The following is a 22,873-nucleotide window of genomic DNA, read 5'->3' as shown; positions in this document are numbered from 1 at the left end:
TTTCGACGAAATTTCTTCCTAATAGCGTTTTTTCAGCTTGAATCCCTTATGAATTTTTTATTGGAATGTTATGTTAATAACATAACGCCAATGAATGGGTAATGGTGATGAAATTACGGTATTTATTTCTAGCAGTGTGTTTGAGCACTGCGTCTTTGGCTCAAGCGACTTCGGAAGCTCCTTCTACAAAAAATAAGCCGCTAGAAACCGCAAGTCAGGCCAACGATGTCGTATTTCCTGATGATTTTAAAGCTAAATTAAAATCTGCTAAGGAAGGGGATGTCGATGCGATGGTGGATGTCGGGCTAGCCTATATGGATGGAACCGATTTTTTGCAGAGCAATGATCAGGAAGCTTATCGCTGGTTTAAAAAAGTTTCTGATTTAGATAATACAGATGGCGATTATTATTTAGGTATGCTGCTGCAAAATCAAAAAAAATTTAAACAAGCGGAGTACTGGTATCGCCGAGGCGCTGAAAAAGGGGATGCTTATTGCCAATATGCCATGGGGTATTTATATGAACATGGTGTAGGAGTTGAGCAAAACTATCAGCAGGCTAAAGCATGGTATTCAGAGGCTGCGGAGCAAGAGCATGCAAATGCACAGTTTGCTATGGGATTATTTTATCATGATGGGCTTGGTGGCGAAGTTGATTATTCAAAGGCTCGTGAATGGTATGAAAGAAGTGCGGTAAATAATGTTGCAGCGGCGGTTAATAACCTTGCTGTTATGTATGAAAACGGTGACGGGGTAGAGCAGGATGATGATACGGCCGTTTACTTGTATCGCCAAGCCGCAAATATGGGTTCAGCAATTGCGCAAGTCAATATGGGTGATTTTTATCAGGAAGGCCATAACTCGATTGAGAAAAATAGTTATCAAGCCATGTATTGGTATAAAAGGGCTGCGCAGCAAAACAATGCTTCGGCGCAACTGGCTATTGCAAAAGTTTATGAGCTTGGCAATGGGGTAACTAAAGACTTAGCTGAAGCATTCACATGGTATGAACGAGCTGCACAAAACAAATCATTTGAAGCAGGAATGAAGGTCGCTGAGTTTTATGAGAAAGGGTTAGGTGGCATTCAAAAGAACCCTGTAAAGGCAGTAGAATGGTATCAAAATTTAGCCAATCAGGATTATAACGCAGCACAAATTAAGCTCGCCAAATTATATTTGGCTGGTGAATGGAAAGAAGCCGATGTTACGCAAATTGCAAATTGGTTAATACTGGCACAAGGGGATAGCATTGAGGCGAAAAATCAATTAGCAATTTTCTATTTAACGGGGACTGGCGTTGCGCAAAACTCGTTAAAGGCCCGAGAGCTTTTGGAAAATGCCGCATTTAAGAAAAACAGCGATGCACAGAATAACCTTGCTGTAATGTATGCTCGTGGCGAAGGGGGAGAAAAAAATATCTTCCGTGCAGTCATGTGGTTTGAGCGCGCAGTCGAACTCGGTAATGCCACTGCCAAACATAATTTAGTACTATTACAGCAGAACAAAGGTGTGAAAGCCGCAATGTTAAAGTACACTGACAGCGTTAAAACGAAAAATAAGTCAACTGATTGAATAAGAAGGCGATTATGAATATCGCCTTCTTTGTTTTAGAGCGGTAGTTTGGTTACTCGAATAAATTACTATGTAATGTACGAACGATATTTTCAGCATCGTCACCGGGAACCAGTAAACAAATATTGTGGCTACTGGCCCCGTAGCTGATCATGCGAATATTGAAAGATTCTAAAGCACCAAAGATTTGTTTCCCTAACCCATTTACTTGCGATAATTCATTACCGATGATGGCCACTAAGGCTAAGTTTTCTTCAACTTCAACACGGCATAGAGCCGAAAGCTCAGTCATCAGTGCATTAGTTAGCAAACTGCCATTTGTCCCTGTTGAACCGGTTGTATCTAAGGTTAGAGCGACACTCACTTCGGAAGTTGTGATTAAATCTACCGAGATATTATGACGTAGTAAAATCGTAAATATTTCAGCTAAAAAACCACGTGCATGTAGCATTTTTAGGCTATGCAGAGTTAATAATGTTTGTTTACGGCGTAGCGCTAATGCCCTGAATTGTGGTGGATTACTGGTTTTATCAGAAACAATGGTGCCACCTGCTTCTGGGGCTTTACTTGAACCAACGAAAACCGGGATACCAGCACGTACAGCGGGGAGTAGTGTTGCCGGATGCAAAATTTTTGCCCCAAAGGTTGCCATTTCAGCAGCTTCATCGAATGCTATTTCATCAATACGCTGTGCATTTGGCACGACCCGTGGGTCAGTAGAGTAAATACCTGGAACGTCAGTCCAAATATCAACGCGAGATAAGCTTAGGACTTCAGCTAGCAGTGCAGCGGTATAATCACTCCCACCACGCCCAAGTGTTGTTGTACGGCCTTTTGGATCACGGCCAATAAACCCTTGGGTAATAACTACCGATTCTGCTAAGCGAGGTAACAGCTGTTGTTCTGCAAGGGTTTTCAACTGCTCCAACTCAGGTTCTGCACGACCAAAACTTTCATTGGTTCTCATGACTTTACGGACATCAAACCATTGTGACTCGGTATTGCGCTGGCGGAGGACTTCTACGAATAATAGGGTCGACATTAATTCACCATGACTAACCATTTCATCCGTCAATGCGTCAGAAGTGGCGAGAGACGCGGAATCAGCTAAATGAGCGATATTATCAAGTAATCGATTGATTTCTTCACGGATCACATCAGCAGTTTGCAGATTATCAATAATCGCATATTGGATATCTTTAACTTTTTTCAGTAGCTCATTGCGTTTATCAATATCACAACCTTCAGCGAGTTCTATTAGCAAATTAGTGACTCCAGCGGAGGCAGAAAGCACAACGACTCGAACATTTGGATTAGAAAGAATGATATTGGCACTATTGTTCATTGCCTCAAAGTTCGCGACACTAGTGCCGCCAAATTTTGCGATAACAAACTGACTGTTGTCTGATAAAGACGCTACTGTATTCATGGTATCGATCCCTGTCGTTAAACTATATTTTTATATAGATTTATCGGGTAATTAGCGTTGCGTCAATCAAGAATCGAAGTAAATCAGTAATTCTAATGATAGGTAATTCATTATCGGTTTTCTCAATATACTCGTCATCCTTCAAGCTGCATGGGTGTTGACTGCGCTCAGATAGCCGAATCACATACTTTTGTATGCTCATCGGTCTATCTTCTCTTGTCGCCTACATGCAACTCGAATGATTTAGAGTATATGGCGGTGGTCATCCTTCAAGCTGCATGGGTGTTGACTGCGCTCAGATAGCCGAATCACATACTTTTGTATGCTCATCGGTCTATCTTCCCTTGTCGCCTACATGCAACTCGAATGATTTAGCGTGTACGCGCTGCTGTTAAAGTTAAATGACATTGAAAGTGCGTATTTCAGTGAAAGAGTTAATTATGTCTGGAAAAGTGCCGTGGAATTGGGGAATATCAACATAACGCAGAAAACCGATAAGTCTCGTATCTTTGACGAGGTACAATATATTTATATTTTAAATTATTTTGGAGAGTGTTATCCATGAAAAGTATTAATCCAAGCCAAACGGCTGCATGGCGGGCGCTAGAACAACATTTTGCGCAAATGAAGGATGTTCATATGCGTGACTTGTTTGCGCAGGATAAAGACCGCTTTACTCATTTTTCGGCAACGTTCGATGGTCAAATCTTAGTGGATTTCTCCAAAAATAGAGTTACACAAGAAACATTAGATAACCTGTTAGCGTTAGCAAAAGAAACTGAGCTAGAAAGCGCGATCAAGAGCATGTTCAGTGGTGAAAAAATCAACCGTACCGAAGACCGAGCGGTGTTACATACGGCTTTACGTAACCGTGATAACACACCGATTTATGTTGATGGTAAAGATGTGATGCCAGATGTTAATGCTGTGTTAGAAAAAATGCAGAAATTTAGCGAGCGCATTATTCGCGGAGAGTGGAAAGGTTATACAGGTAAAGCGATAACAGATGTTGTTAATATCGGTATTGGTGGTTCTGATCTTGGGCCATTTATGGTTACAGAAGCATTGCGTCCATATAAAAACCATTTAAATATGCATTTTGTTTCTAATGTGGATGGCACACAAATTGCGGAAACGCTGAAGAAACTGAACCCTGAAACGACATTATTTTTAATTGCATCAAAAACGTTTACGACCCAAGAGACCATGACAAATGCGCATTCAGCACGTGAATGGTTATTGGCTACCGCAAAAGACGAACAGCATATTGCCAAACACTTTGTGGCACTATCAACGAATAGTGAAGAAGTCGCTAAGTTTGGTATTGATACTAATAATATGTTTGAGTTTTGGGATTGGGTTGGAGGCCGTTACTCTTTATGGTCAGCAATTGGCTTATCGATTATTTTATCCGTGGGTTTTGACAATTTCGTTCAGTTATTGAATGGTGCCCATGCTATGGATAAACATTTCACCCAAACACCACTAGAAAAAAACATCCCTGTACTGTTAGGTTTGATTGGCATTTGGTACAACAATTTTTTTGAATCAGAAACTGAAGCGATTCTGCCATACGACCAATATATGCACCGTTTTGCAGCGTACTTCCAGCAAGGCAATATGGAATCAAATGGTAAGTATATAGGCCGAGATGGAAAACCAGTTTCATACCAAACGGGCCCAATTATTTGGGGGGAGCCAGGAACCAACGGTCAACACGCTTTTTATCAGTTGATTCACCAAGGGACAAAAATGATCCCTTGTGACTTTATTGCGCCTGCGGTGACCCATAACCCGTTAGGCGATCACCATGAAAAATTATTATCTAACTTTTTTGCGCAAACTGAAGCGCTAGCTTTTGGAAAAACTCGTGAAGTTGTTGATGCGGAATTTGCTGCTCAAGGTAAAAATATCTCTGACATGGAATATGTGGCACCGTATAAGGTATTCGAAGGTAACCGCCCAACCAACTCAATCTTATTGAAATCCATTACCCCTTATTCACTGGGGGCATTGATCGCAATGTATGAACATAAGATTTTCACGCAAGGGGCGATTTTGAATATCTTCACTTTCGATCAATGGGGTGTGGAATTAGGAAAACAATTAGCCAGCCGTATTTTGCCTGAGTTAGAAAATAGCGAAACAGTCAATAGCCATGATAGTTCGACTAATGGTTTGATTAATAACTATAAAGCTTGGCGTTAACCTTTCTTATTACGTCATATCACTGTCTTATGAAGAAAAAGCGGGAAGCTGTAAAAACTTCCCGCTTTATTGAGATAATGAATGACGGAGACTTGCCTAATAAATTCTTATTATTACGATGTTAATAAATTTTATTATCGTTTATAACTCGTTAGTAATTAAAAATTTATTCACTATTTTTTTACATTTTGTGTTGAAAATGTGACTTTTTATATAAATTGTTAGCTAACTTTAACCCTGTAGCAAAACAACGTGATATCCTACCGTCTAAGAAATACAGTAAATCATAACCATGTTATCCATGGTGGAAATTTAAGTAATGGATGAAACACTATTTACCTCCCATCCCATTCATTGGTTGGCTGAGGATGATAAAATAGTTCCTGCCAATACGTTAGATTGGTTGTTAGAACTTGGTTCCATGACAAAACGCTTTGAACAACACAGCCAGCAAGTTACCGTGATACCTTATTTAGAACGCTATGTATCGCAAGGTATGTTGAGCACTGAAGAGGCACAATCTTTACCTGAAAGCCCTCGTTATTGGGTCAGGGAAGTCGTCATGTATGGGGATGGTATTCCTTGGTTACTAGGCCGTACTGTCATTCCAGAAGAAACATTGACTGATGAAGACCAGCAATTGGTTGATATAGGTAGAATGCCTCTAGGGCGTTATTTATTCAGCCGTGATGGCTTAACTCGGGATTATATTCGCATAGGTTCTAGTGCTGGTCGTTGGGTTCGCAGTTCTCGATTAAAACTATCGACTAAACCATTGTTATTAACAGAAATATTTTTACCTGAATCACCTGCATATCGTTAATTATCCTAAATATTTTAAATTTTCATAAATTCAGTAAGTACGCAACACCAACAAACATAAATCAGTGGCTTACAGAATTGAGTGGTATAAACATATACCCAATTTGAAGTATGATGGAATCGAATAAGGAGCACGACAAAGTGGAGGGAAGTATGACGCTAAGTAAATGGCATGCATACAGCCGTTTAATGCGTATAGATAGGCCCATTGGTTCACTATTACTCTTGTGGCCAACGTATTGGGCATTATGGATTGCAGCTCAAAGCACACCAAGTTTACATCTTTTGATCGTGTTTACTGCTGGGGTGTTTTTTATGCGTGCCGCAGGTTGCGTCATTAATGATTTTGCCGATCGTCATTTTGATGGTCACGTAGAACGCACTAAGCATCGGCCACTCCCTAGTGGGGATGTGACTGAAAGGGAAGCTAAAATACTGTTTGCGGGGCTTGTTGGCTTTTCCTTCTTACTCGTTTTAACGCTTAACTCAATGACAATTTGGCTATCTATTGCGGGCCTAGCTTTAGCGTGGGTGTATCCTTTTGTTAAGCGAGTCAGTCATTTACCTCAGGTAGTATTAGGTGCTGCATTTGGTTGGTCAATTCCGATGTCGTTCTCTGCAGTCAATGAAACACTGCCTTTGGTGTGTTGGTTATTATTCTTAGTGAATATTATTTGGTCTGTGATTTACGATACACAGTATGCCATGGTTGACCGTGATGATGACTTAAAAATCGGTGTGAAATCGACAGCAATCTTATTTGGCCAATATGACAAATTAATTATCGGCTTATTGCAATTGCTGATGGTGGGTTTGCTGGTGGTTGTAGGTTCTTTAGCAGGCTTAGGGATAACTTATTATCTTTCTTTGGCGCTTGTTGCAGGGTTATTTATTTATCAACAACAACTAATGGTGAACCGCGAGCGTGCTCCTTGCTTTAAAGCCTTTATGAATAATAATTTCGTTGGTTTGATTTTGTTTATTGGCATTATGGTGAGCTATTTTTAGCGAGTAAATCATTTTCCATGAGCCAACAAAAAAGGTAATGTTTTTCAACATTACCTTTTTGCTTTATAGGCTTTACAAAACCGAACTAGTCTTTTTCTGGCTCAGTAGTTTGTGCCGTTACCTCGGGTATTGCTTCTTTCTTTTCTTCTGAAAATTCATCAGCTTGGCTAACACTTTCAATGGTTAAACGAATTTCTGGGGACATTAGGCGCACAAGGACTGCATATAGCTTCTTGGCGTTAGTGGTAAAAATATCGTTTTCATTATTATCGATATAGCCTTCTTCTCTAAGCGTTTCAACGAGAGTTGAAAACACTGCTTTATCAAAGAACTCAGGGGCGTTAATACCGTGCAGCACAGAAAGGCGTTGAGCAAGGATGCGGCTTTCTTTTTCCAACGTATTACGGCTGATTTCAGGGCTGGCATTGAGTAATGACAACGTGATTGCGTAGCGCTGTAGTGTTTCACGGACACCTGCTGCTAAGAGCTGTAATGGGCGAATACGGCGTGGGTTCAACACTACCATATCGTCGTCTCTTAAGCAGATAAGCTTTTGATTATTCAGTTCATCAATTAGAGTATCTACCGTTTCACGCAGCTGTTCATCGTTATAACGCATAAACAATTCTGCTTTTAGGAACGGGTAGATTTGGCTCACTTGATAGTAAATTTCTTGACGGCTGATGCGTTCATGATGCAGCACAATACTGGTTATTAATGACGGTAGTACCAGTAAGTGATGGATATTGTTACGGTAGTAGGTCATTAAAACGGCATTTTCGCGAGGAAGAATAATAATATCCCCCATGCTGTCTTTTTCTACCTCGAATTTATCCATCTGCAATGCATGTTCGAGCAGTTGTTCCGGCGTTTTATTAGGCGTTGTCGCATCAGGCGTATACGGCACATTACGTAATAATTGCAGGTAACATTCCACTTGCTCAATGAGTTGTTCACGTGTTAATGAACGTTGGCGTGAGGCCAGTAAAGCCGTTGCACATAAATTTATCGCGTTAGCGGCGGCAGCATTATTGATATTTACCATAATGTTATCCGCTAACGAGCTAACTGTTGGGTTTAGCCACGATGGGCGCTGTGGCTCAATTGGATCAATTGAGTCACGCCAATCTGGGACACGCTGGTTCAGATAATGAGAAAGAGAAATTGGCTGACCAAAGTTCACATACCCTTGACCTAAGTTACGCAGTTTGCGCAACCCGCGGATCATGGAAAATAAACCTTCTTTCTCTTTTTCTGCCCCGCGCAGTTCTTTTGCGTAGGTCCCTACCTCCATTACGTGTTCATAGCCAATATAGATAGGCACAATAGTAATAGGGCGTGAGTCGCCACGTAGCATGGCTTGCAGCGTCATTGATAGTGTCCCGGTTTTGGGCTGCAATAAACGGCCTGTTCGGGAGCGCCCACCTTCAACGAAATACTCGATAGAGTAACCACGAGCAAACAGTTCACTTAAATATTCACGGAAAACCGTGGAATACAATTTGTTGCCTTTAAAAGTACGGCGGATAAAAAATGCGCCAAGACGGCGAAAAATCGGACCGGCAGGCCAGAAGTTTAGGTTAATACCAGCAGCAATGTGCGGTGGAACGAGACCTTGATGGTAAAGAACATAGGAGAGCAGTAAGTAGTCCATGTGACTTCGGTGGGAGGGCACATACACAATTTCATGACCATCTTGCGCTAATTGGCGAACGCGCTCAGCATGCTGCACGTTAATACCTTGATAGAGGCGGTTCCATGTCCAACTGAGCACACGGTCAGTTAAACGCACGGCTTCATAGGAGAAGTTCGCAGCAATTTCTTCCATCATATTCACTGCGTTTTGCTGCGCTTTTTTCAATGGAATTTTTTTACTGCGAGCTTCGTCTTCGACGGCTTTTTCAATTGCTTTTGAGGTCAGAAGCTTATTGAATAGTTCATAGCGTGCCGGCAGTTTCGGGCCAACCGCAGCAAGGCGCTGGCGTGAATAGTGAATACGGGCGACACGTGCCAGTTTATTGGCAATAATGGTGTCAGTACCGTGGTCCTGAGCCATTTTTCCAATAGAAACGGGTGGCGATAGGCGAACAAAACTGTCACGACCTAACCACAGGATAGCAAAAAACTTTTGCACCCCATTTAATAGTTTCAGTGGTGGTGCAGGGGTATGCCCTTCACGACCAGGAGAGCGCCCGAACATTACAGACGCGGGTAACATTTGAATATCTAGATTAGGATTGTTTTTGTGCAAATCTAAATAAGCATGGAATGTTTTGACGGAATCTTTACGTGGGTCCGGTGAATAATAGCGAAATACGCGAGGGCCATCATCGATAAACACATAAGCAGGGAGCTTAGTGCCATTGATGTCGTTATCAACCAAAGGGTCAGGTAAACCGATAGCCAAGCATTGATGCCGTAGCGTTAGGAGGTCGGACTTAGAGTGGTAAGGCAATACATACAGTGTTGGCCTGTTAGTATCAAGCTGCAACTCTGCAATGGGGTCCGATGGAATTAGTTTACTTTTTACCAATAATTTAAGTGGTAAATTCAACGTGTTGTAATATATTTTACGCCATAGTGACATAAATGATTATAGCCTCTTGTTAACAATGCTGCGCAATCATACCAGAAATCTACTGGCAGATCTGTTACTGACAATTCACTTTGACCGTAAAAATCGATTATTGTTTGTATTTTTTAAGGAATAAATATGGCAAGTCAAACTAAGGGCTTTACCCGTGTAATTAAAGCCGCGGGATATTCCCTTAAAGGGCTAAAAGCCGCTTGGGTAAACGAAGCGGCATTTCGTCAAGAATCTGTTGCAGCAGTAATTGCGATTATTATCGCCTTTTTCTTAGATATCAGTTATATAGATAGAATACTGCTAATTAGTTCAGTGGTGCTGGTGGCGATTGTTGAGCTATTAAATAGTGCCGTAGAAGCTGTTGTTGACCGTATTGGTAGTGAATACCATGAGCTTTCAGGCCGCGCGAAAGATATAGGCTCTGCCGCAGTGTTTGTCAGTATTGGTTTAGCACTTTTTATTTGGGCTCTGGTTTTATGGCAACGTTATTTTGCCAACTAGTTAATAAAAACAGTTTAAAGTCGAAAAAGAAGTCAATCGATAACAAATGCCTAAATTCAGCAATTTAACTGTTCCAAATCTTCATTTACCTGTATATACTCACAGTCTGACTGTATAAACAAACAGGGGAACGGAATGAAAGCACTGACGGCTCGACAACAGCAGGTTTATGATCTGGTGCGTGATCACATTTCGCAGACGGGTATGCCTCCTACACGTGCTGAAATAGCAGCAAGCCTGGGTTTTCGTTCGCCTAATGCGGCAGAAGAACATTTAAAAGCCTTGGCTCGCAAGGGTGTAATTGAAATTGTTTCTGGGGCATCACGGGGTATCCGCTTGCTTCTTGAAGAAGAAGCTGATGATCAAGGGCTACCTTTGATTGGGCGTGTTGCCGCTGGCGAACCTTTATTAGCGCAAGAACATATCGAAAGTCACTATCAAGTTGATCCAGAACTCTTCAAACCTCACGCAGATTTTCTATTACGTGTGAATGGTATGTCGATGAAAGACATCGGTATTATGGATGGTGACCTACTAGCGGTTCATAAAACACAAAATGCACACAATGGCCAAGTGATTGTTGCGCGTATTGATGATGAAGTGACTGTTAAACGCTTTAAACAGCAAGGTAATCGTGTTGAGTTAATTGCTGAAAATCCTGAATTTGCACCAATTATTGTCGATTTACGCGAACAAAGCTTCACAATTGAAGGTTTAGCGGTTGGCGTGATCCGCAATAGTGATTGGTATTAATTCTTAAATTATCAGGTTGGTAAGCGGTAAGTTGACGCTGCTTGTTTGATAATTCAATGATTGCTGGCAGATTTCAAATTGATGTGTAGAGATCTGCCTGCTTTACTTGTTCCTTTTCTTTTGTCTCTTTTCTTTGCATCTCATCGAATATTCTTTTCTTATATAAGCAACACCGTTAACTCTACCACTTCTATTTATTACTTTTTCTTTGTAGTAATAGGCTGTTGATGGTCATGGTGGCAATGTGCGTGATCTTGGCAGCTATCAATCTCATCACAGTTTTTACATAAGCCATGGTTTTCAACCACAGTATGACGCAAACGGAACTGGTTGGTTTCCGCTAGGCTGATAATAGCGGCTTCAATGGTTGTGCAATCACTTTCAGTTACGCTACCGCAGTGGTCACAAATTAACATCACTGAAATATGGCTAGGGTTATCAAAGTGGTGACAAACGACATAACTGTTGGTTGACTCTATTTTATGAATAAAGCCTTGTTCCATTAAAAACTCAAGCCCACGGTAAACGGTAGGGGGCTTTGCTTGTGGTTCAACTTCACGTAATAAGTCTAATAAATCGTAGGCACTGATAGCACCGTGTTGTTGCGCGATAAGGCGTAATACAGTTTCTCTCTGTGGAGTCAATCTAACGCCTCTTGACTGGCAAATGCGTTCTGCCATTACCAGTATCTTATCTTCATTCATTTTTTTCATTTTACTGACCCCAACTTCGAAAACAAAGTATCAACTATGGTAACAAGTTTATCATAGTTTTCTGACTGAAATAGCTTGAAAAGAAAAAGTGAAAGGATGAAGACAGCTATCTAGCTAAGCTTTGTTAGATAAAAAAATGAAAAATAAAATTTATAACTCATGAAGGAGATAAAGAAGATATTTTTATATACAGCATTATCAATATATAAATAACAAAAATTAAACATTTAATTTTTAAAAGGGTAACTAGTCTAAAACAATTCTTTGAAACTAAGTGTTACCTTTTGATATAAATTTTAATTAAGATTTATCTTATCTGAAATTTTATTTTTCCTATAAATGAGTGATAAAATTTTTTTTCCTTGGATTTTGTTCAATTAAGTTACTATTTATAGATTAAATATATTAATTTCCTCTGCTGTATAGTTTTATATTTTAGTGGCTAATTTTGTTTATTTTGAAATATTTTGAAAATCTTATAAATAGAAAGTGAAGATTTTATATAAATTTTCCTAAATGACATATTTGATTCATATATAAATGAGTTGTTTTGGTTTTTTATTTTATATTTAAGTGAATATAGGGTTATTATTCTATATAAACTCACCTCAGGTGTGATTTTTGACAATATATATTGAGATTGTAGAATTGACATCAGAAAGAATTGAAGCGTATGTATAAATATTCATTTAGTTTTCTACGTCAATTTTTAAAAGTTACAGCGAAAATTGAGTTGTTAATTAAAAAGCAAGAAAACTAGTGTAATGGATTTACGTTTTTAAAAAAGATGATAAATGAGAAGGACCTTATTTATATATAACCCTCTAATCTGAAAGAAGTTTATAAAGCTGGAGTGCTGAAAAACTTTACTGATAAGCGCAAATTATCAATAAAAATCAGAAAGAGGAAAATCCTTCCTACTTATTTAAGGAAATGTTTATGAAATTGAATAAATTAGCATTAACTCTAGCTATTGGTTTTGGGATTGGTTTCTCTGGAGCTGCATTAGCTGAAGATCCTGTCGTTCCAGCAAAAACAGTAGAAAGCTCACAAGGTGAAATCCGTTTCACTGGTTTCATTAACGATGTTCCATGTTCAATTGATGCAAATAACCTAAAACAACTAGTTGAGTTTGGTGAAATCGCATTACATGAACTGACATCAAACCAATATCGTTCAGACAGCAAAGATTTCGATATCGTATTGAAAAATTGTTCAACTGAAACTTACAAAAACGCAAAAATCACGTTTACTGGTCCAACAATCTCTGGATTCCAAGGCTTTACAGGTGAATTACTTGGTTTAGGCGGAAAAGTTAAAAACGCAGGTATCGTAATTACTAACGGTGCAGACAAAGTTGTTGAATTTGGTAAAGCATTCCCAGGTACTGGTGACGGTTATGCGTTAAATGCAGGAGATGGCAAAGAAACAACTCTACATTTTGCAGCATATGTTAAAGGTAATGAAGATGCTAACGCTAAAGCAACAACGGGTAGTTTCAATACTGTTGCTAACTTCAAAATCGTATATCAATAAGACTTATTTGAGTTAGATAAATAGAAACATGTGGCGTATGGAAGGCCATATGTTTCTATACCTTTTTACTTTGTTTGATAGGCGCATAATTAAATGAAAAGCATAAGACTCAATTTAATTACAAAATTAATGCTTTTAATATTAACGCCGATGTTTGTATTTTCCGAAGAGGCTATTGATTTTAACACGGACTTTCTTGAAACAGACAGCACTGAAAATGTCGACTTCAGTAAATTCTCTCACGCAAATTATATTCCTCCTGGAAATTACTCATTAGCGGTATCTGTTAATAGAGTTAAAATTTCTATGGAGCAACCTATTATTTTTTTTACACCTGATTATGATGATAAAATATCTCTTGCATGTATTACACCAGAGCTTTATAAGCAACTCGGTTTACAAAGTAATTGGAGTAAAAAAGTAACGTGGTTGCATAATGACCAATGCTTAGATATTCGTTCTATTCCTGATATGAGTATTCAGGGTGACTTAGCAAAAAATAATGTCGATATAAATATTCCTCAAGCATTTATGGAGTATCAAGACCCTAATTGGGATCCTCCATCTCGTTGGGATGATGGTATTTTAGGTGCGTTTATTGATTACAATGCAACTGGGCGTATTGTTAATAAGCGTACTGGTGATAAAGGGACTGAGTCTGGTATTACTGCGACAGGAACCATGGGGACAAATATCGGTGCATGGCGCGTTAGAGCAGACTGGCAGACTCAAAAGGGTGAGTTAAATAAAGGTGGCCAATCATGGTCATGGAACCAACTTTACCTGTATCGCGCAATTCGAGCGTTAAATTCACGCTTAACATTTGGTGAGCAATATTTATCTTCTGAATTATTCGATAGCATACGTTATGTGGGAGCGAGCTTAGAAACTAATGAATCTATGCTTCCACCTCGTTTACAAGGGTATGCCCCTGAAATTGCGGGAGTTGCAAAATCAAATGCAACGGTGATTGTTAAACAAGATGGCCGAATTATTTACCAGACAGAAGTAAGCCCTGGTCCATTTAGAATTCAGGATGTTAACTCTTTTGGAGGAGGGACATTAGACGTCTCTGTTCAAGAACAGGATGGTAATGTCACAAATTATAAAGTTGAAACTTCGAGGTTGGGAACATTAACGCGACCAGGGCAACTTATTTATAAACTTGTTTTGGGTAAGCCAAGTAAAAATGAGCATAGTACTCAAGGGCCTGTATTTAGTTTAGGTTCTTTATCGTGGGGAGCAACAAATAACACGACTGTTTATGGTGGGGTTTTAGGTTCTTCAGAATATCAAAATATTGCGTTAGGGATAGGGCGTGATTTCGCTCCATTTGGTGTGCTTTCAGGTAATATTAGTGTATCTAGAGCGGAGATGGGAAGAGCGGATAATCATCGTACTTTGACAGGGAACTCCTATAATTTAACATATTCTAAACAGTTCGATGATATCAATAGCCAAATTACATTTGCAGGCTATCGATTTTCTGAAAGAAACTATATGAATATGAGTCAATTTATTGATAGGCGTTATAATGATAGCACGATGGATAGTGGTAAAGAATTATATACCATTATATTTGGCACGGCGTTTCCTGAATATAATACAAATATGTATTTAAATTACTCGCATCAAACTTATTGGAACCGTTCTTCAACTGACCAATATAACCTAACGGTTTCTAATTATTTTGATATAGGGAAAATAAAAAATTTAAGCTTAAGTTTAACTGCATATAAAACCAAATCTCATCAAAATGATGATAATGGCGTTTATTTAAATTTAAATGTGCCATTAAATGATAATCAAGCAAGTATTAGTTATTCAGGCTCATTTTCTAGTAATAGTAGTCATAATGTCAATTACTATGACCGTATTAATGAGCGAAGCACATATTCTATTTCTGCGGGAACGTGGGATAAAAATAAAGTAACGACATCAGGTATGTATAATTATGATGGTGATGCAGCACAAGTTAATATCAATGGAACGTACACTCAGGACAATCAAACTGCATTATCTATGCAACTAAAAGGTGGGCTAACAGTTACTCCAGAAGGTGGAGCATTGCATCGTAATACCTCAATAAATGGAGGGTCAAGAGTCTTAATCGATACGAATGGTATTGAGGGGATCCCTGTTCGAACTGGAGTAACACCCATTAAAACAAATCGTTATGGTAAGGCTGTTATCACAAGTATCATGGATTTCAACCGTAATAATTTACGGATTGATATAAATAGCATACCGGATAATGCCGAAGCATTGGATTCAAACCAATATGCAACCTTAACTGAGGGGGCGATTGGTTATCGGAAATTCAATGTGATTAAAGGTGAAAAAATATTAGGAACTATCAGTTTAGAAAATAATAGTTATCCACCTTTTGGATCATCCGTTATCAATGAGAAAAATATTGAAGTTGGAATTGTATCAGATAATGGGTTTGTTTATTTAGCAGGTATTAATCAATCAGATATCCTTAAAGTTAAATGGGGTGATAAATCATCATGTCATATTCAAATACCTGAAAAAATAGAAATTGGCATGGAAAAAACAATATTATTACCATGCAAATAATTATAAGTAATGTATTAACGTCAACGGTGAAAATATGAATATAAGTCTAAATGCTAAAATAGTAACAGTAATGAGTTTGTTTTTATTAATGCAATCGGCTTATGCGGCTATTGCGCTTGATAGAACTCGTGTTATTTATAATGAAAATGATAAATCGGTGAGTATGGGGCTTACAAATGAGCACTCAACAAGCCCATACTTAGCACAAGCATGGATAGAAAATGATAATAATGAGAAAGTTACATCGCCTTTTATTGTGACTCCGCCGGTTCATAGAATAGAAGCAAATTCTAAAAGTCAAATTAAAATCCAATCTTTGCCGGCTATTTCTCAGTTACCAAAGGACAGGGAAAGTATCTATTATTTGAATGTAAGGGAAATTCCACCACGTAGCGAAAAGGCCAATGTTCTACAAATTGCATTACAAACAAAAATTAAGATTTTTTATCGACCGATAACGATAATGATAAAAGAGCGTATGGAATTTATCCCACAAGAAAATAATATAAAAATTGTTAAGCGTGGTGCTGATTATTTAGTAAAAAACCCATCACCTTATTTTTTATCAATTACTAAATTGAAAAAAGGTAATACAGACGTTACAAATTTTGAGCCGGTCATGATAGCCCCTTTTGATGAATCCAGTTTAGGTACGGTTTCTGGAGGCTTAGGCTCTATGCCAACCTTAGTTTATCTTAATGATTTTGGTGGTGCGGTTGATTTGAAATTTAGTTGTCAAGCAACAGAATGTTCCGTAGTACCTAGAAAATAAGGCTAATGATTATGTCCATTAATTTTATGATATCCAGAAAAAATGTAATGCGGATATTGGGGGTTTTAATGACTTTTAATATATCAAATGTATTTGGATTTTCAGGATTCTTATATATTGATATTAAAGGTGAAGTTTTATCCAAACCTTGCACAATCAATAATGGACAAACCATCGAAATAGATTTTGGCGATGTTATGACGACTCGTGTTCAAGGTGAAGTTTATAAAGAGCCCATAGAGTATACGGTGAGTTGTAAGGATGGAATTAAACCTAAATTAAACATATTTATTGATGGACTCTCATCTTCATTTGATCAGGGGTTATTAAAAACAAGCGTTGGAAATTTGGCTGTGCGTTTTACAGCAGATTCAAAAGATTTTCCACTTAGAAGTAAACGTTCTTTTAATTTTGCAAATCCTGCAAAGCTTGATGCGATATTAGTTAAAAAAAGTGGAACAGACCTTCCTGCAAAGAGTTTTACAGCGACAGCAACATTGAAAGTGGAATATCAATAAGGACTGAAACATGTTGAATGTAAAAATGATTATGAGTGCAGTCTTATTGATGGTCTCATTGCCTTTTGTTTCAAATGCAAAGGATTATGAGACTGAAATCAGTATAAAAGGTAATTTAATCACGCCACCACCATGCCACATTGATGATGGCAAAGATATTGAAGTAGATTTCGAGACTATTTCAGTTAAATCGATACAAGGTAATGATCAGAAAAAACAAGTAAATTACCAAATTCAATGCGGTGACAATAAAAATAATTGGGCCATGTACTTAAAATTAAATGGTGCGAAAAGCGCTTTTGACCTTAATGGAATAAGTACAGGGGTCGATAATCTTGCTGTTAAGTTTCAATTAGCAGACCAAGATTTAGAGCTTGGAAAAAAGTATTTGATTGACCCAAGTTCTCCTGGCGTTTTATGGGCTGTTTTAATACGTAATGGAAATAATGAAATAAAAACAGGTGATTTTGTTGCCAATGCAACGATGGTTGTGGAGTACGAGTAATGAAAAAAATCAACCAGCTATTATTAATCGGATTTTTTAGCTTTACAGCTAGCCATATTGTTGTAGCAGCAACAAATAATGTCAAAATAAAAGGAAGGTTGGTTAACTCACCTTGTGTGGTTTTGCCTGAAAATAAGAATGTTGAGGTGGATTTTGGTGATATCCGTTTACTGGATATTTATGACCCAACATATCAATTACCGCGACGTGAAATGACGCTTACTCTATCTAATTGTGATCTCAGTATTGCAAAGAGAATGAAAGTAAAAATTTCTGGGGCTGAACATGGTCAGATGCCAGGTTTTATCGCCCTGACAGGTGCAGAATCTAATCCAGGCTTAGGCATCGGTTTTAAGCTCAGTAGTGGTGAGGAAATTAAAATCAATCAGGTTTCTCCATTAATTCCTATTACTCAGTCAGGAAAAAATGAGTTGAAGTTTGATACTTTTCTCAAAGCGACACCTGATTCTATTGCTAACCAGCAAATTAAAACCGGGCATATTTCGGCAATCGCTACGTTTTTATTTGAGTATGAGTAATTCTATTTTCAGACGCCTACTTTTATAGAAATAACCTCTAATTCAACTATAAAGAGATTTAAAATGGGAAAAAGAATACAGCAATTACTATTTATACCTCTTTTTTTAATTACATCAATAAGCTATGGTTCAACATATTTTTCATATGTGGAAGATATAGTAAAAGGAAATGGATATACCTATTACTATCAGATGGATTATTGGAAAGCAAACTCACCTACGGAGCCGAACCCTTGTGTTTCCGTATTAGGTAGCAAAGGGGCTAAGAATTGTTATTTTAGTATAAACCATTTGCATTCAGGAAAAACTAAAGGGGGAATAGCTTCCCGAGCTGATTGGTCATGTGGGATTAATTTTGCTAATTATCCTACTATGGCTTCGATAATTGAAGCAGCACAATCACAGTGTGGGTTGACATTCCCTCGTAGAGGAGAGAGCCGCCATAGTGGTTCGATCACTACTGATGAATGTGTGGGGATTTTTGTAGGAGAAACTGCGAAAAAAAGCTATGCAACAATGTTACCTGGGGGAATTTGTGGTATTGCTCCGCCACCAGCAGGTAAATGTTACTTTACTTCTCCTGATGGTAACGGAGGTATACTTGAACTCAATCATGGGTCATTAAACGCTAATGAATTAAATGGCAACATGCAAACAAGCTTATTTTATGTTATTTGTAACCAAGATATGAGTGTGAAAGTCTCATCAAACTTACAATATGATGATGTAAATTTAAGACCAGATGGTTCATTAAAATCACATGTTACATTAAATAACCGTTCCGCAGCGATTGGAATTGTACAGTCGGTTCAAGAGAATAAAGTTTGGCCTGTGCGTGTAGAGTCGACTTTGAAAACAAATGGTACTGTTATTCCAGGGAAATTTAGTGGCCGCATTACACTGGTTCTTACTATCCCATAATTTAAACTATATTTTGTATTCGTCATTTTCCCATGTTGACGGTTTTGCCTACTATTTAGTAGGCTTTTTTTTACTTGATATTACAGGTAAAGGAAGAGTAACTTTCATCATTTAATATATAAATGTTATCATCCATTTTGGTAATATTGACATAGTATTTTATTTTATCTTTTTCTAACTGAATGAACTTGGAAAAAATGGACTCGGGTGTACTATCGGATGATGTAATAGACAAAGTTTTAAAGTTAATAACATAATTATTTTTATAGTCAACGGCGTGATAATCAAAGTAAACGGCTCTATCTAAACGATAGGTTACCTCATTATTTTTAATATAACCGTATAAATTCATTCGGCCATGATTATCTTGATCTAATTGGATGGCAACTTTTGATTTCATATTCAATCCATCTTGATTTCCATTATCTTTAATCCAAACAATTTCAGAATGGCATATTTTTATCTCATTTTGTTTTTGTTTCAAGGTATATGAGGTGATTGATGCAGTGGAGACTAGAAGAATAGAGACAATAATATATTTTTTCATTTAAATTCTCTGATCGTTTATTGATACACAATCATATTTATTATTCATTTCTTTGCAGATACTAAGGGAAAAATTTTTATCAAATGAATATGTTCTGTTTAAATTAGATAAAAGAATAATACGTTTTGGTTCATTACAGGAGATATTATATTTATCGAGTCTGGCTTGTATAAAGCTTATGTTTTCATTTGAAACCTTTCCTATCATGCCTAGGGGGGTCTGTATAACACAGTTTTCCCGGGCACTTAAAGTTAAATAACTACTTGTAGCATTAGCTTTAGGTGTTAAGTTATAAATGAATAGATAGGCTAAGTAACAAACTGTTAACGTTGATATTGCTAGTAATATCAATTTGATAGGTTTTTTATTTACTTGTGAACTTTTAACTTGATGATTTTGTACTGTGATTATTTTTTGCTTATTGACTGGAATTGGGCCAAATTTTATTTCAGTTTCTTGCTTATCTAAATCTTTATCGATAATTTCATTTTCGTGGATAGAAATATGACTATCAAGGCGGAACCCTTTTTTAGGTACCGTCACGATTGATTTAGGATCAATACCAATCTGCTCAAGCTTTTTTCTTATTTCACTGATGTAAGTGTTTAAATTATTATTTGAACCTACAAGACCGTACTCTTCCCACACATTAGTAAGAAGTTCATCTCGTGTTGCGATTCCTTTTTTCAGATTTAATGAAATAATCTCACCGAACAATCGAGATGCTGTTTTTGATAACTCAATATATTGACTGCGATCAAGTTTTAAGAAAATTAAACTTGAGTTTTCCTCGAAAATATATTTATCATCAATGGTGTAACCATGTAAATTATTCATAAATACTTTCTGCTCTCTCTAAATTAAAGGCTTAAATAGCATTAAGTTATAAAAATGTAATTATTTAAAGTTATCTTTAATTAATTTGAGGTAAGTGATTTTTTGAGTTTTTATTTTTGTACTTATAGTCTAAATAGGGAATCAATTAACTTCAAGTATTGTGGGGTGAGCATTTTTGTGGTTTGTTAACAAATTTATTGAATTGAACTGATTATCGTTATTTAACGCTGAATTTTTTTATTTTAGTGAGATTTAAGTCTTAATTTAAATCATCTATGTTGTAAAAAAAATATATAAACCTATAGAGTTGATGGCATTAGAAATAATTTCATTATTTGGTGTTTGCAGTAAGTAAATGTACTTAGTTTTTGAGATTTTACTTATGCTATAATTTAAACTCTAATGCAATTTATATTAGGCAAAGGATTAAACCTCTGCCTAATATATTAAATGTTAGTATTTATATTCAATACCTAACCAATAGTTACGACCTTCTTCTATATAGCCATTGGTGTATTCGTAGGATTTATCAAATAGATTATTTACAGAGGTGTTGACTGAAATACCTTTCCCTAATTCATAATCGAAACGAAGGTCAGTTTTGGCGAACCCACGTACTTTGCTGTCATTATCGACATAGTTAAATGTCCAACTTCTTGCTTCTTCGGTAAGCGTAATGCTAAACGGTTCGTAAGGAGTCAATTTCACCCAAGCAAAGGCTTTGTGGGTAGGTAGCTCGGCGACATGTTTGACACTGTAGTGTTTTGGATCAGCATGAATATAGCCGTAGCTTAAGCCTGCTTCTAACCAATCGGTGATTTGCCCTGTTGTTCCTACATCAATGCCAAAGTAGTCGACTTTGCCACTATTGCGGTTTTGTAGCAAATCACCGCCATCAGCATTTTTGCCAATATGGTGTGCCATGATGGCATCCGAAACGTGGTTATAGTAAACACTGGTTGTGTAGGTCCATTGTGGTGTGACATATCCTTTGTAGGTTAAGTCGTAGGTAAGGGCACGCTCTGCATCAAGGTGAGGGTTAATAACGAAGGAATCATCACTCTTCATTTTGTTTTTTGTATAACGCTCTTTTTGCGTTGGGAAACGGCTTCTTTCTGACACAGAAAATTGGATGGTATCTTCATTCGTTAAGTGGTAGCGAGCCATCACTTCCCAGTTAAATGCATGTTGGTTATTTCCATCATAGGTATTAAAGTCGCCTGATTTATAATCATAACGTTTACTATCAGCACTTTTGCGCCAGTCATAGCCAATACCGCCGACAATATCTAGCTTATCAGTCGCAACCCATTGATATTCCGTAGCAATGGAATAGGTATTATCTTTATAGCGGTCGAATGGCACATCTCTTTTAGACCTAGCGCGGTGTATGTCTTCTTTCCAGTGTGCGGCAAATGAAAGCATATCTAATTCACGCACCGTGAAGTCAACACGCATATCGGCACCATTGCTATAGTCATCATAACGACTGTAGTTGTAAGTACCTTTCTTATAGTCTTTCACAGACTTATATTGATGGAGTGTATTCTTAAAGGTATCGTGATATAGGCGGCTTTGTAGTGCGATATCATTAGTTATTTGAGTTGTACTATTGAAGTAGATGCTTTCTTTATCATAGGCAGGCCATTGCCAAATTTGTTGTTTCTTACTGGTAACGCTCGGTGCACTGTTTTTATCACCATCTTGTTTTAGGTAAGTAATCACATACTCGTCGGCTTCGCGGGGTGTCCAACCGACTTTTACCATCATACGTTTATCATCTGTGGCTGAATTCGGGCGGCGACCATTGCTACCTGCTAATGGATTGTTATTTTCTGCATCTGGTATTCCCATAAAACGCTGCTTATATTGGCTACCGCTAACTTGGATAAAACCTAGGTCGTTACGGCCACCTAAGCGTGCACTAATATTGTGAGCGTTATCTGCACCGCGGGCAAAGCCTTGGTTGAAGTTGATATTGGCTTCAAATGGCTTTTTAGGTGTAGCGGTCGTTAAGTTAATCGCACCGCCCATCAAGTTAGGCCCTTGCAGTAATGAGGTATAGCCTGTAGAGAGTTCAACACTCGCGAGTTCGCTAGTCATAAAACGCCCAAGATCAAGGGTGCCGTCATAAGGGACATACGTTGGGACCCCATCAAAAAAGATAGGGACTTGGCGGCTATCAAAACCTCGCACATTAACTTGAGTTTCGTTACGATTCCCTGACTTTTGAATAGAAACCCCTGGCATGGTACTCAATGCTTGTGCCACGTTGGTTTTATTCAACTGTGTCATTTGCTCTTGCGTGATAATATTCGCATCCGCAGCAAGTGGTGTACTCCAAACTGACATTACATCAGTATTTTTTTCGCTGTTAACTGAGGCGGCGTGCCCTTGCGCTGTGAATAAAGCCATCCCAACCAAATAGGTTATTTGTTTTATTTTCATTATGTCTTTCCCGTTTCATTAATTTCGATGTGTTGTTTTTTATATAACGATATGCGTGATTAGCCATAAGTTAATGCA

The 22,873-nt window shown here is 37.8% G+C and carries 20 protein-coding genes; 13 read left to right on the top strand and 7 right to left on the bottom strand.

All coding sequences use genetic code 11. The features are described from left to right. The first annotated feature begins 107 nt into the window (after nt 1-107). Nucleotides 108-1,571 (top strand): SEL1-like repeat protein, encoded by a 1,464-nt coding sequence (locus tag ACIPUA_RS06015; protein WP_042848529.1) that lies wholly within the window; start codon nt 108-110, stop codon nt 1,569-1,571. 52 nt (nt 1,572-1,623) lie between these two features. Here the strand turns inward: ACIPUA_RS06015 and lysC are convergent, their stop codons facing one another. Then, nucleotides 1,624-3,000, bottom strand: coding sequence for a lysine-sensitive aspartokinase 3 (lysC, locus tag ACIPUA_RS06010; protein WP_042848527.1), 1,377 nt, complete (start codon nt 2,998-3,000; stop codon nt 1,624-1,626). 40 nt (nt 3,001-3,040) lie between these two features. Next, nucleotides 3,041-3,202, bottom strand: a complete 162-nt coding sequence (locus ACIPUA_RS06005; RefSeq protein WP_155405749.1) for a hypothetical protein — start codon at nt 3,200-3,202, stop codon at nt 3,041-3,043. 359 nt (nt 3,203-3,561) lie between these two features. Here ACIPUA_RS06005 and pgi point away from each other — a divergent pair, with 359 nt between their 5' ends. From pgi to ubiA, 3 genes are all read left to right on the top strand, one after another. Beyond that, entirely contained in the window at nt 3,562-5,208 is a 1,647-nt protein-coding gene (pgi, locus tag ACIPUA_RS06000; RefSeq protein ID WP_042848524.1) for a glucose-6-phosphate isomerase, read from the top strand. Between the two features lie 319 nt (nt 5,209-5,527). Further along, nucleotides 5,528-6,031, top strand: coding sequence for a chorismate lyase (gene ubiC, locus ACIPUA_RS05995; protein WP_042848522.1), 504 nt, complete (start codon nt 5,528-5,530; stop codon nt 6,029-6,031). A gap of 152 nt (nt 6,032-6,183) precedes the next feature. Continuing rightward, on the top strand, nt 6,184-7,038 hold the full coding sequence (ubiA, locus tag ACIPUA_RS05990) for a 4-hydroxybenzoate octaprenyltransferase (protein WP_042848521.1): 855 nt from the start codon (nt 6,184-6,186) through the stop codon (nt 7,036-7,038). Between the two features lie 85 nt (nt 7,039-7,123). Here the strand turns inward: ubiA and plsB are convergent, their stop codons facing one another. Then, complete coding sequence (gene plsB, locus ACIPUA_RS05985; protein ID WP_042848520.1) at nt 7,124-9,625, bottom strand: glycerol-3-phosphate 1-O-acyltransferase PlsB; 2,502 nt, start codon at nt 9,623-9,625, stop codon at nt 7,124-7,126. Between the two features lie 126 nt (nt 9,626-9,751). On the opposite strand from plsB, the gene ACIPUA_RS05980 reads away from it, so the two are divergent. Then, nucleotides 9,752-10,126, top strand: a complete 375-nt coding sequence (locus ACIPUA_RS05980) for a diacylglycerol kinase (RefSeq protein ID WP_449059427.1) — start codon at nt 9,752-9,754, stop codon at nt 10,124-10,126. Between the two features lie 135 nt (nt 10,127-10,261). Next, nucleotides 10,262-10,879: a transcriptional repressor LexA gene (lexA, locus tag ACIPUA_RS05975; RefSeq protein WP_042848518.1), complete on the top strand. Its 618-nt coding sequence runs from the start codon at nt 10,262-10,264 to the stop codon at nt 10,877-10,879. Between the two features lie 197 nt (nt 10,880-11,076). Here the strand turns inward: lexA and zur are convergent, their stop codons facing one another. Further along, nucleotides 11,077-11,592 (bottom strand): zinc uptake transcriptional repressor Zur, encoded by a 516-nt coding sequence (zur, locus tag ACIPUA_RS05970; RefSeq protein ID WP_042848516.1) that lies wholly within the window; start codon nt 11,590-11,592, stop codon nt 11,077-11,079. Nucleotides 11,593-12,531: 939 nt separating this feature from the next. On the opposite strand from zur, the gene ACIPUA_RS05965 reads away from it, so the two are divergent. From ACIPUA_RS05965 to ACIPUA_RS05935, 7 genes are all read left to right on the top strand, one after another. Next, nucleotides 12,532-13,128, top strand: coding sequence for a fimbrial protein (locus tag ACIPUA_RS05965; protein WP_042848515.1), 597 nt, complete (start codon nt 12,532-12,534; stop codon nt 13,126-13,128). Between the two features lie 93 nt (nt 13,129-13,221). Next, entirely contained in the window at nt 13,222-15,708 is a 2,487-nt protein-coding gene (locus ACIPUA_RS05960; protein WP_048608803.1) for a fimbria/pilus outer membrane usher protein, read from the top strand. A 34-nt stretch (nt 15,709-15,742) separates the two neighbouring features. Beyond that, a complete protein-coding gene (locus ACIPUA_RS05955) occupies nt 15,743-16,480 on the top strand; it encodes a fimbria/pilus periplasmic chaperone (RefSeq protein WP_071547649.1) in 738 nt (245 codons plus the stop codon). A 68-nt stretch (nt 16,481-16,548) separates the two neighbouring features. Further along, the gene (locus ACIPUA_RS05950) at nt 16,549-16,998 is read left to right on the top strand and encodes a fimbrial protein (protein ID WP_226619011.1); all 450 of its coding nucleotides are present in this window, start codon (nt 16,549-16,551) and stop codon (nt 16,996-16,998) included. A gap of 10 nt (nt 16,999-17,008) precedes the next feature. Further along, nucleotides 17,009-17,503, top strand: a complete 495-nt coding sequence (locus tag ACIPUA_RS05945; protein ID WP_042848511.1) for a fimbrial protein — start codon at nt 17,009-17,011, stop codon at nt 17,501-17,503. Beyond that, nucleotides 17,503-18,042: a fimbrial protein gene (locus ACIPUA_RS05940; RefSeq protein ID WP_042848509.1), complete on the top strand. Its 540-nt coding sequence runs from the start codon at nt 17,503-17,505 to the stop codon at nt 18,040-18,042. Before ACIPUA_RS05945 ends, ACIPUA_RS05940 begins: the two co-directional genes overlap by 1 nt. A gap of 63 nt (nt 18,043-18,105) precedes the next feature. Next, entirely contained in the window at nt 18,106-18,963 is an 858-nt protein-coding gene (locus tag ACIPUA_RS05935; RefSeq protein WP_042848508.1) for an MrpH family fimbial adhesin, read from the top strand. A gap of 70 nt (nt 18,964-19,033) precedes the next feature. Here the strand turns inward: ACIPUA_RS05935 and ACIPUA_RS05930 are convergent, their stop codons facing one another. The 3 genes from ACIPUA_RS05930 to ACIPUA_RS05920 all read right to left on the bottom strand — a co-directional run bounded on the left by ACIPUA_RS05930 (nt 19,034) and on the right by ACIPUA_RS05920 (nt 22,795). After that, complete coding sequence (locus ACIPUA_RS05930) at nt 19,034-19,510, bottom strand: FidL-like protein (protein ID WP_042848506.1); 477 nt, start codon at nt 19,508-19,510, stop codon at nt 19,034-19,036. Beyond that, the gene (locus ACIPUA_RS05925; RefSeq protein ID WP_042848505.1) at nt 19,511-20,347 is read right to left on the bottom strand and encodes a winged helix-turn-helix domain-containing protein; all 837 of its coding nucleotides are present in this window, start codon (nt 20,345-20,347) and stop codon (nt 19,511-19,513) included. A gap of 453 nt (nt 20,348-20,800) precedes the next feature. Next, nucleotides 20,801-22,795: a TonB-dependent receptor plug domain-containing protein gene (locus tag ACIPUA_RS05920; protein ID WP_449059426.1), complete on the bottom strand. Its 1,995-nt coding sequence runs from the start codon at nt 22,793-22,795 to the stop codon at nt 20,801-20,803. Nucleotides 22,796-22,873: the final 78 nt, after the last annotated feature.

The sequence above is a fragment of the Providencia sp. AGC89 genome, from assembly GCF_053543535.1.
The sequence above is the reverse complement of the archived record's forward strand: the minus strand, read 5'-3'. Positions and strand labels throughout refer to the sequence as shown.

Coding starts and splice junctions, on each gene's coding strand:
- ACIPUA_RS06015 (WP_042848529.1), top strand. CDS start 108: ATGAAATTACGGTATTTATTTCTAGCAGTGTGTTTGAGCACTGCGTCT.
- lysC (WP_042848527.1), bottom strand. CDS start 3,000: ATGAATACAGTAGCGTCTTTATCAGACAACAGTCAGTTTGTTATCGCA.
- ACIPUA_RS06005 (WP_155405749.1), bottom strand. CDS start 3,202: ATGAGCATACAAAAGTATGTGATTCGGCTATCTGAGCGCAGTCAACAC.
- pgi (WP_042848524.1), top strand. CDS start 3,562: ATGAAAAGTATTAATCCAAGCCAAACGGCTGCATGGCGGGCGCTAGAA.
- ubiC (WP_042848522.1), top strand. CDS start 5,528: ATGGATGAAACACTATTTACCTCCCATCCCATTCATTGGTTGGCTGAG.
- ubiA (WP_042848521.1), top strand. CDS start 6,184: ATGACGCTAAGTAAATGGCATGCATACAGCCGTTTAATGCGTATAGAT.
- plsB (WP_042848520.1), bottom strand. CDS start 9,625: ATGTCACTATGGCGTAAAATATATTACAACACGTTGAATTTACCACTT.
- ACIPUA_RS05980 (WP_449059427.1), top strand. CDS start 9,752: ATGGCAAGTCAAACTAAGGGCTTTACCCGTGTAATTAAAGCCGCGGGA.
- lexA (WP_042848518.1), top strand. CDS start 10,262: ATGAAAGCACTGACGGCTCGACAACAGCAGGTTTATGATCTGGTGCGT.
- zur (WP_042848516.1), bottom strand. CDS start 11,592: ATGAAAAAAATGAATGAAGATAAGATACTGGTAATGGCAGAACGCATT.
- ACIPUA_RS05965 (WP_042848515.1), top strand. CDS start 12,532: ATGAAATTGAATAAATTAGCATTAACTCTAGCTATTGGTTTTGGGATT.
- ACIPUA_RS05960 (WP_048608803.1), top strand. CDS start 13,222: ATGAAAAGCATAAGACTCAATTTAATTACAAAATTAATGCTTTTAATA.
- ACIPUA_RS05955 (WP_071547649.1), top strand. CDS start 15,743: ATGAATATAAGTCTAAATGCTAAAATAGTAACAGTAATGAGTTTGTTT.
- ACIPUA_RS05950 (WP_226619011.1), top strand. CDS start 16,549: ATGACTTTTAATATATCAAATGTATTTGGATTTTCAGGATTCTTATAT.
- ACIPUA_RS05945 (WP_042848511.1), top strand. CDS start 17,009: ATGTTGAATGTAAAAATGATTATGAGTGCAGTCTTATTGATGGTCTCA.
- ACIPUA_RS05940 (WP_042848509.1), top strand. CDS start 17,503: ATGAAAAAAATCAACCAGCTATTATTAATCGGATTTTTTAGCTTTACA.
- ACIPUA_RS05935 (WP_042848508.1), top strand. CDS start 18,106: ATGGGAAAAAGAATACAGCAATTACTATTTATACCTCTTTTTTTAATT.
- ACIPUA_RS05930 (WP_042848506.1), bottom strand. CDS start 19,510: ATGAAAAAATATATTATTGTCTCTATTCTTCTAGTCTCCACTGCATCA.
- ACIPUA_RS05925 (WP_042848505.1), bottom strand. CDS start 20,347: ATGAATAATTTACATGGTTACACCATTGATGATAAATATATTTTCGAG.
- ACIPUA_RS05920 (WP_449059426.1), bottom strand. CDS start 22,795: ATGAAAATAAAACAAATAACCTATTTGGTTGGGATGGCTTTATTCACA.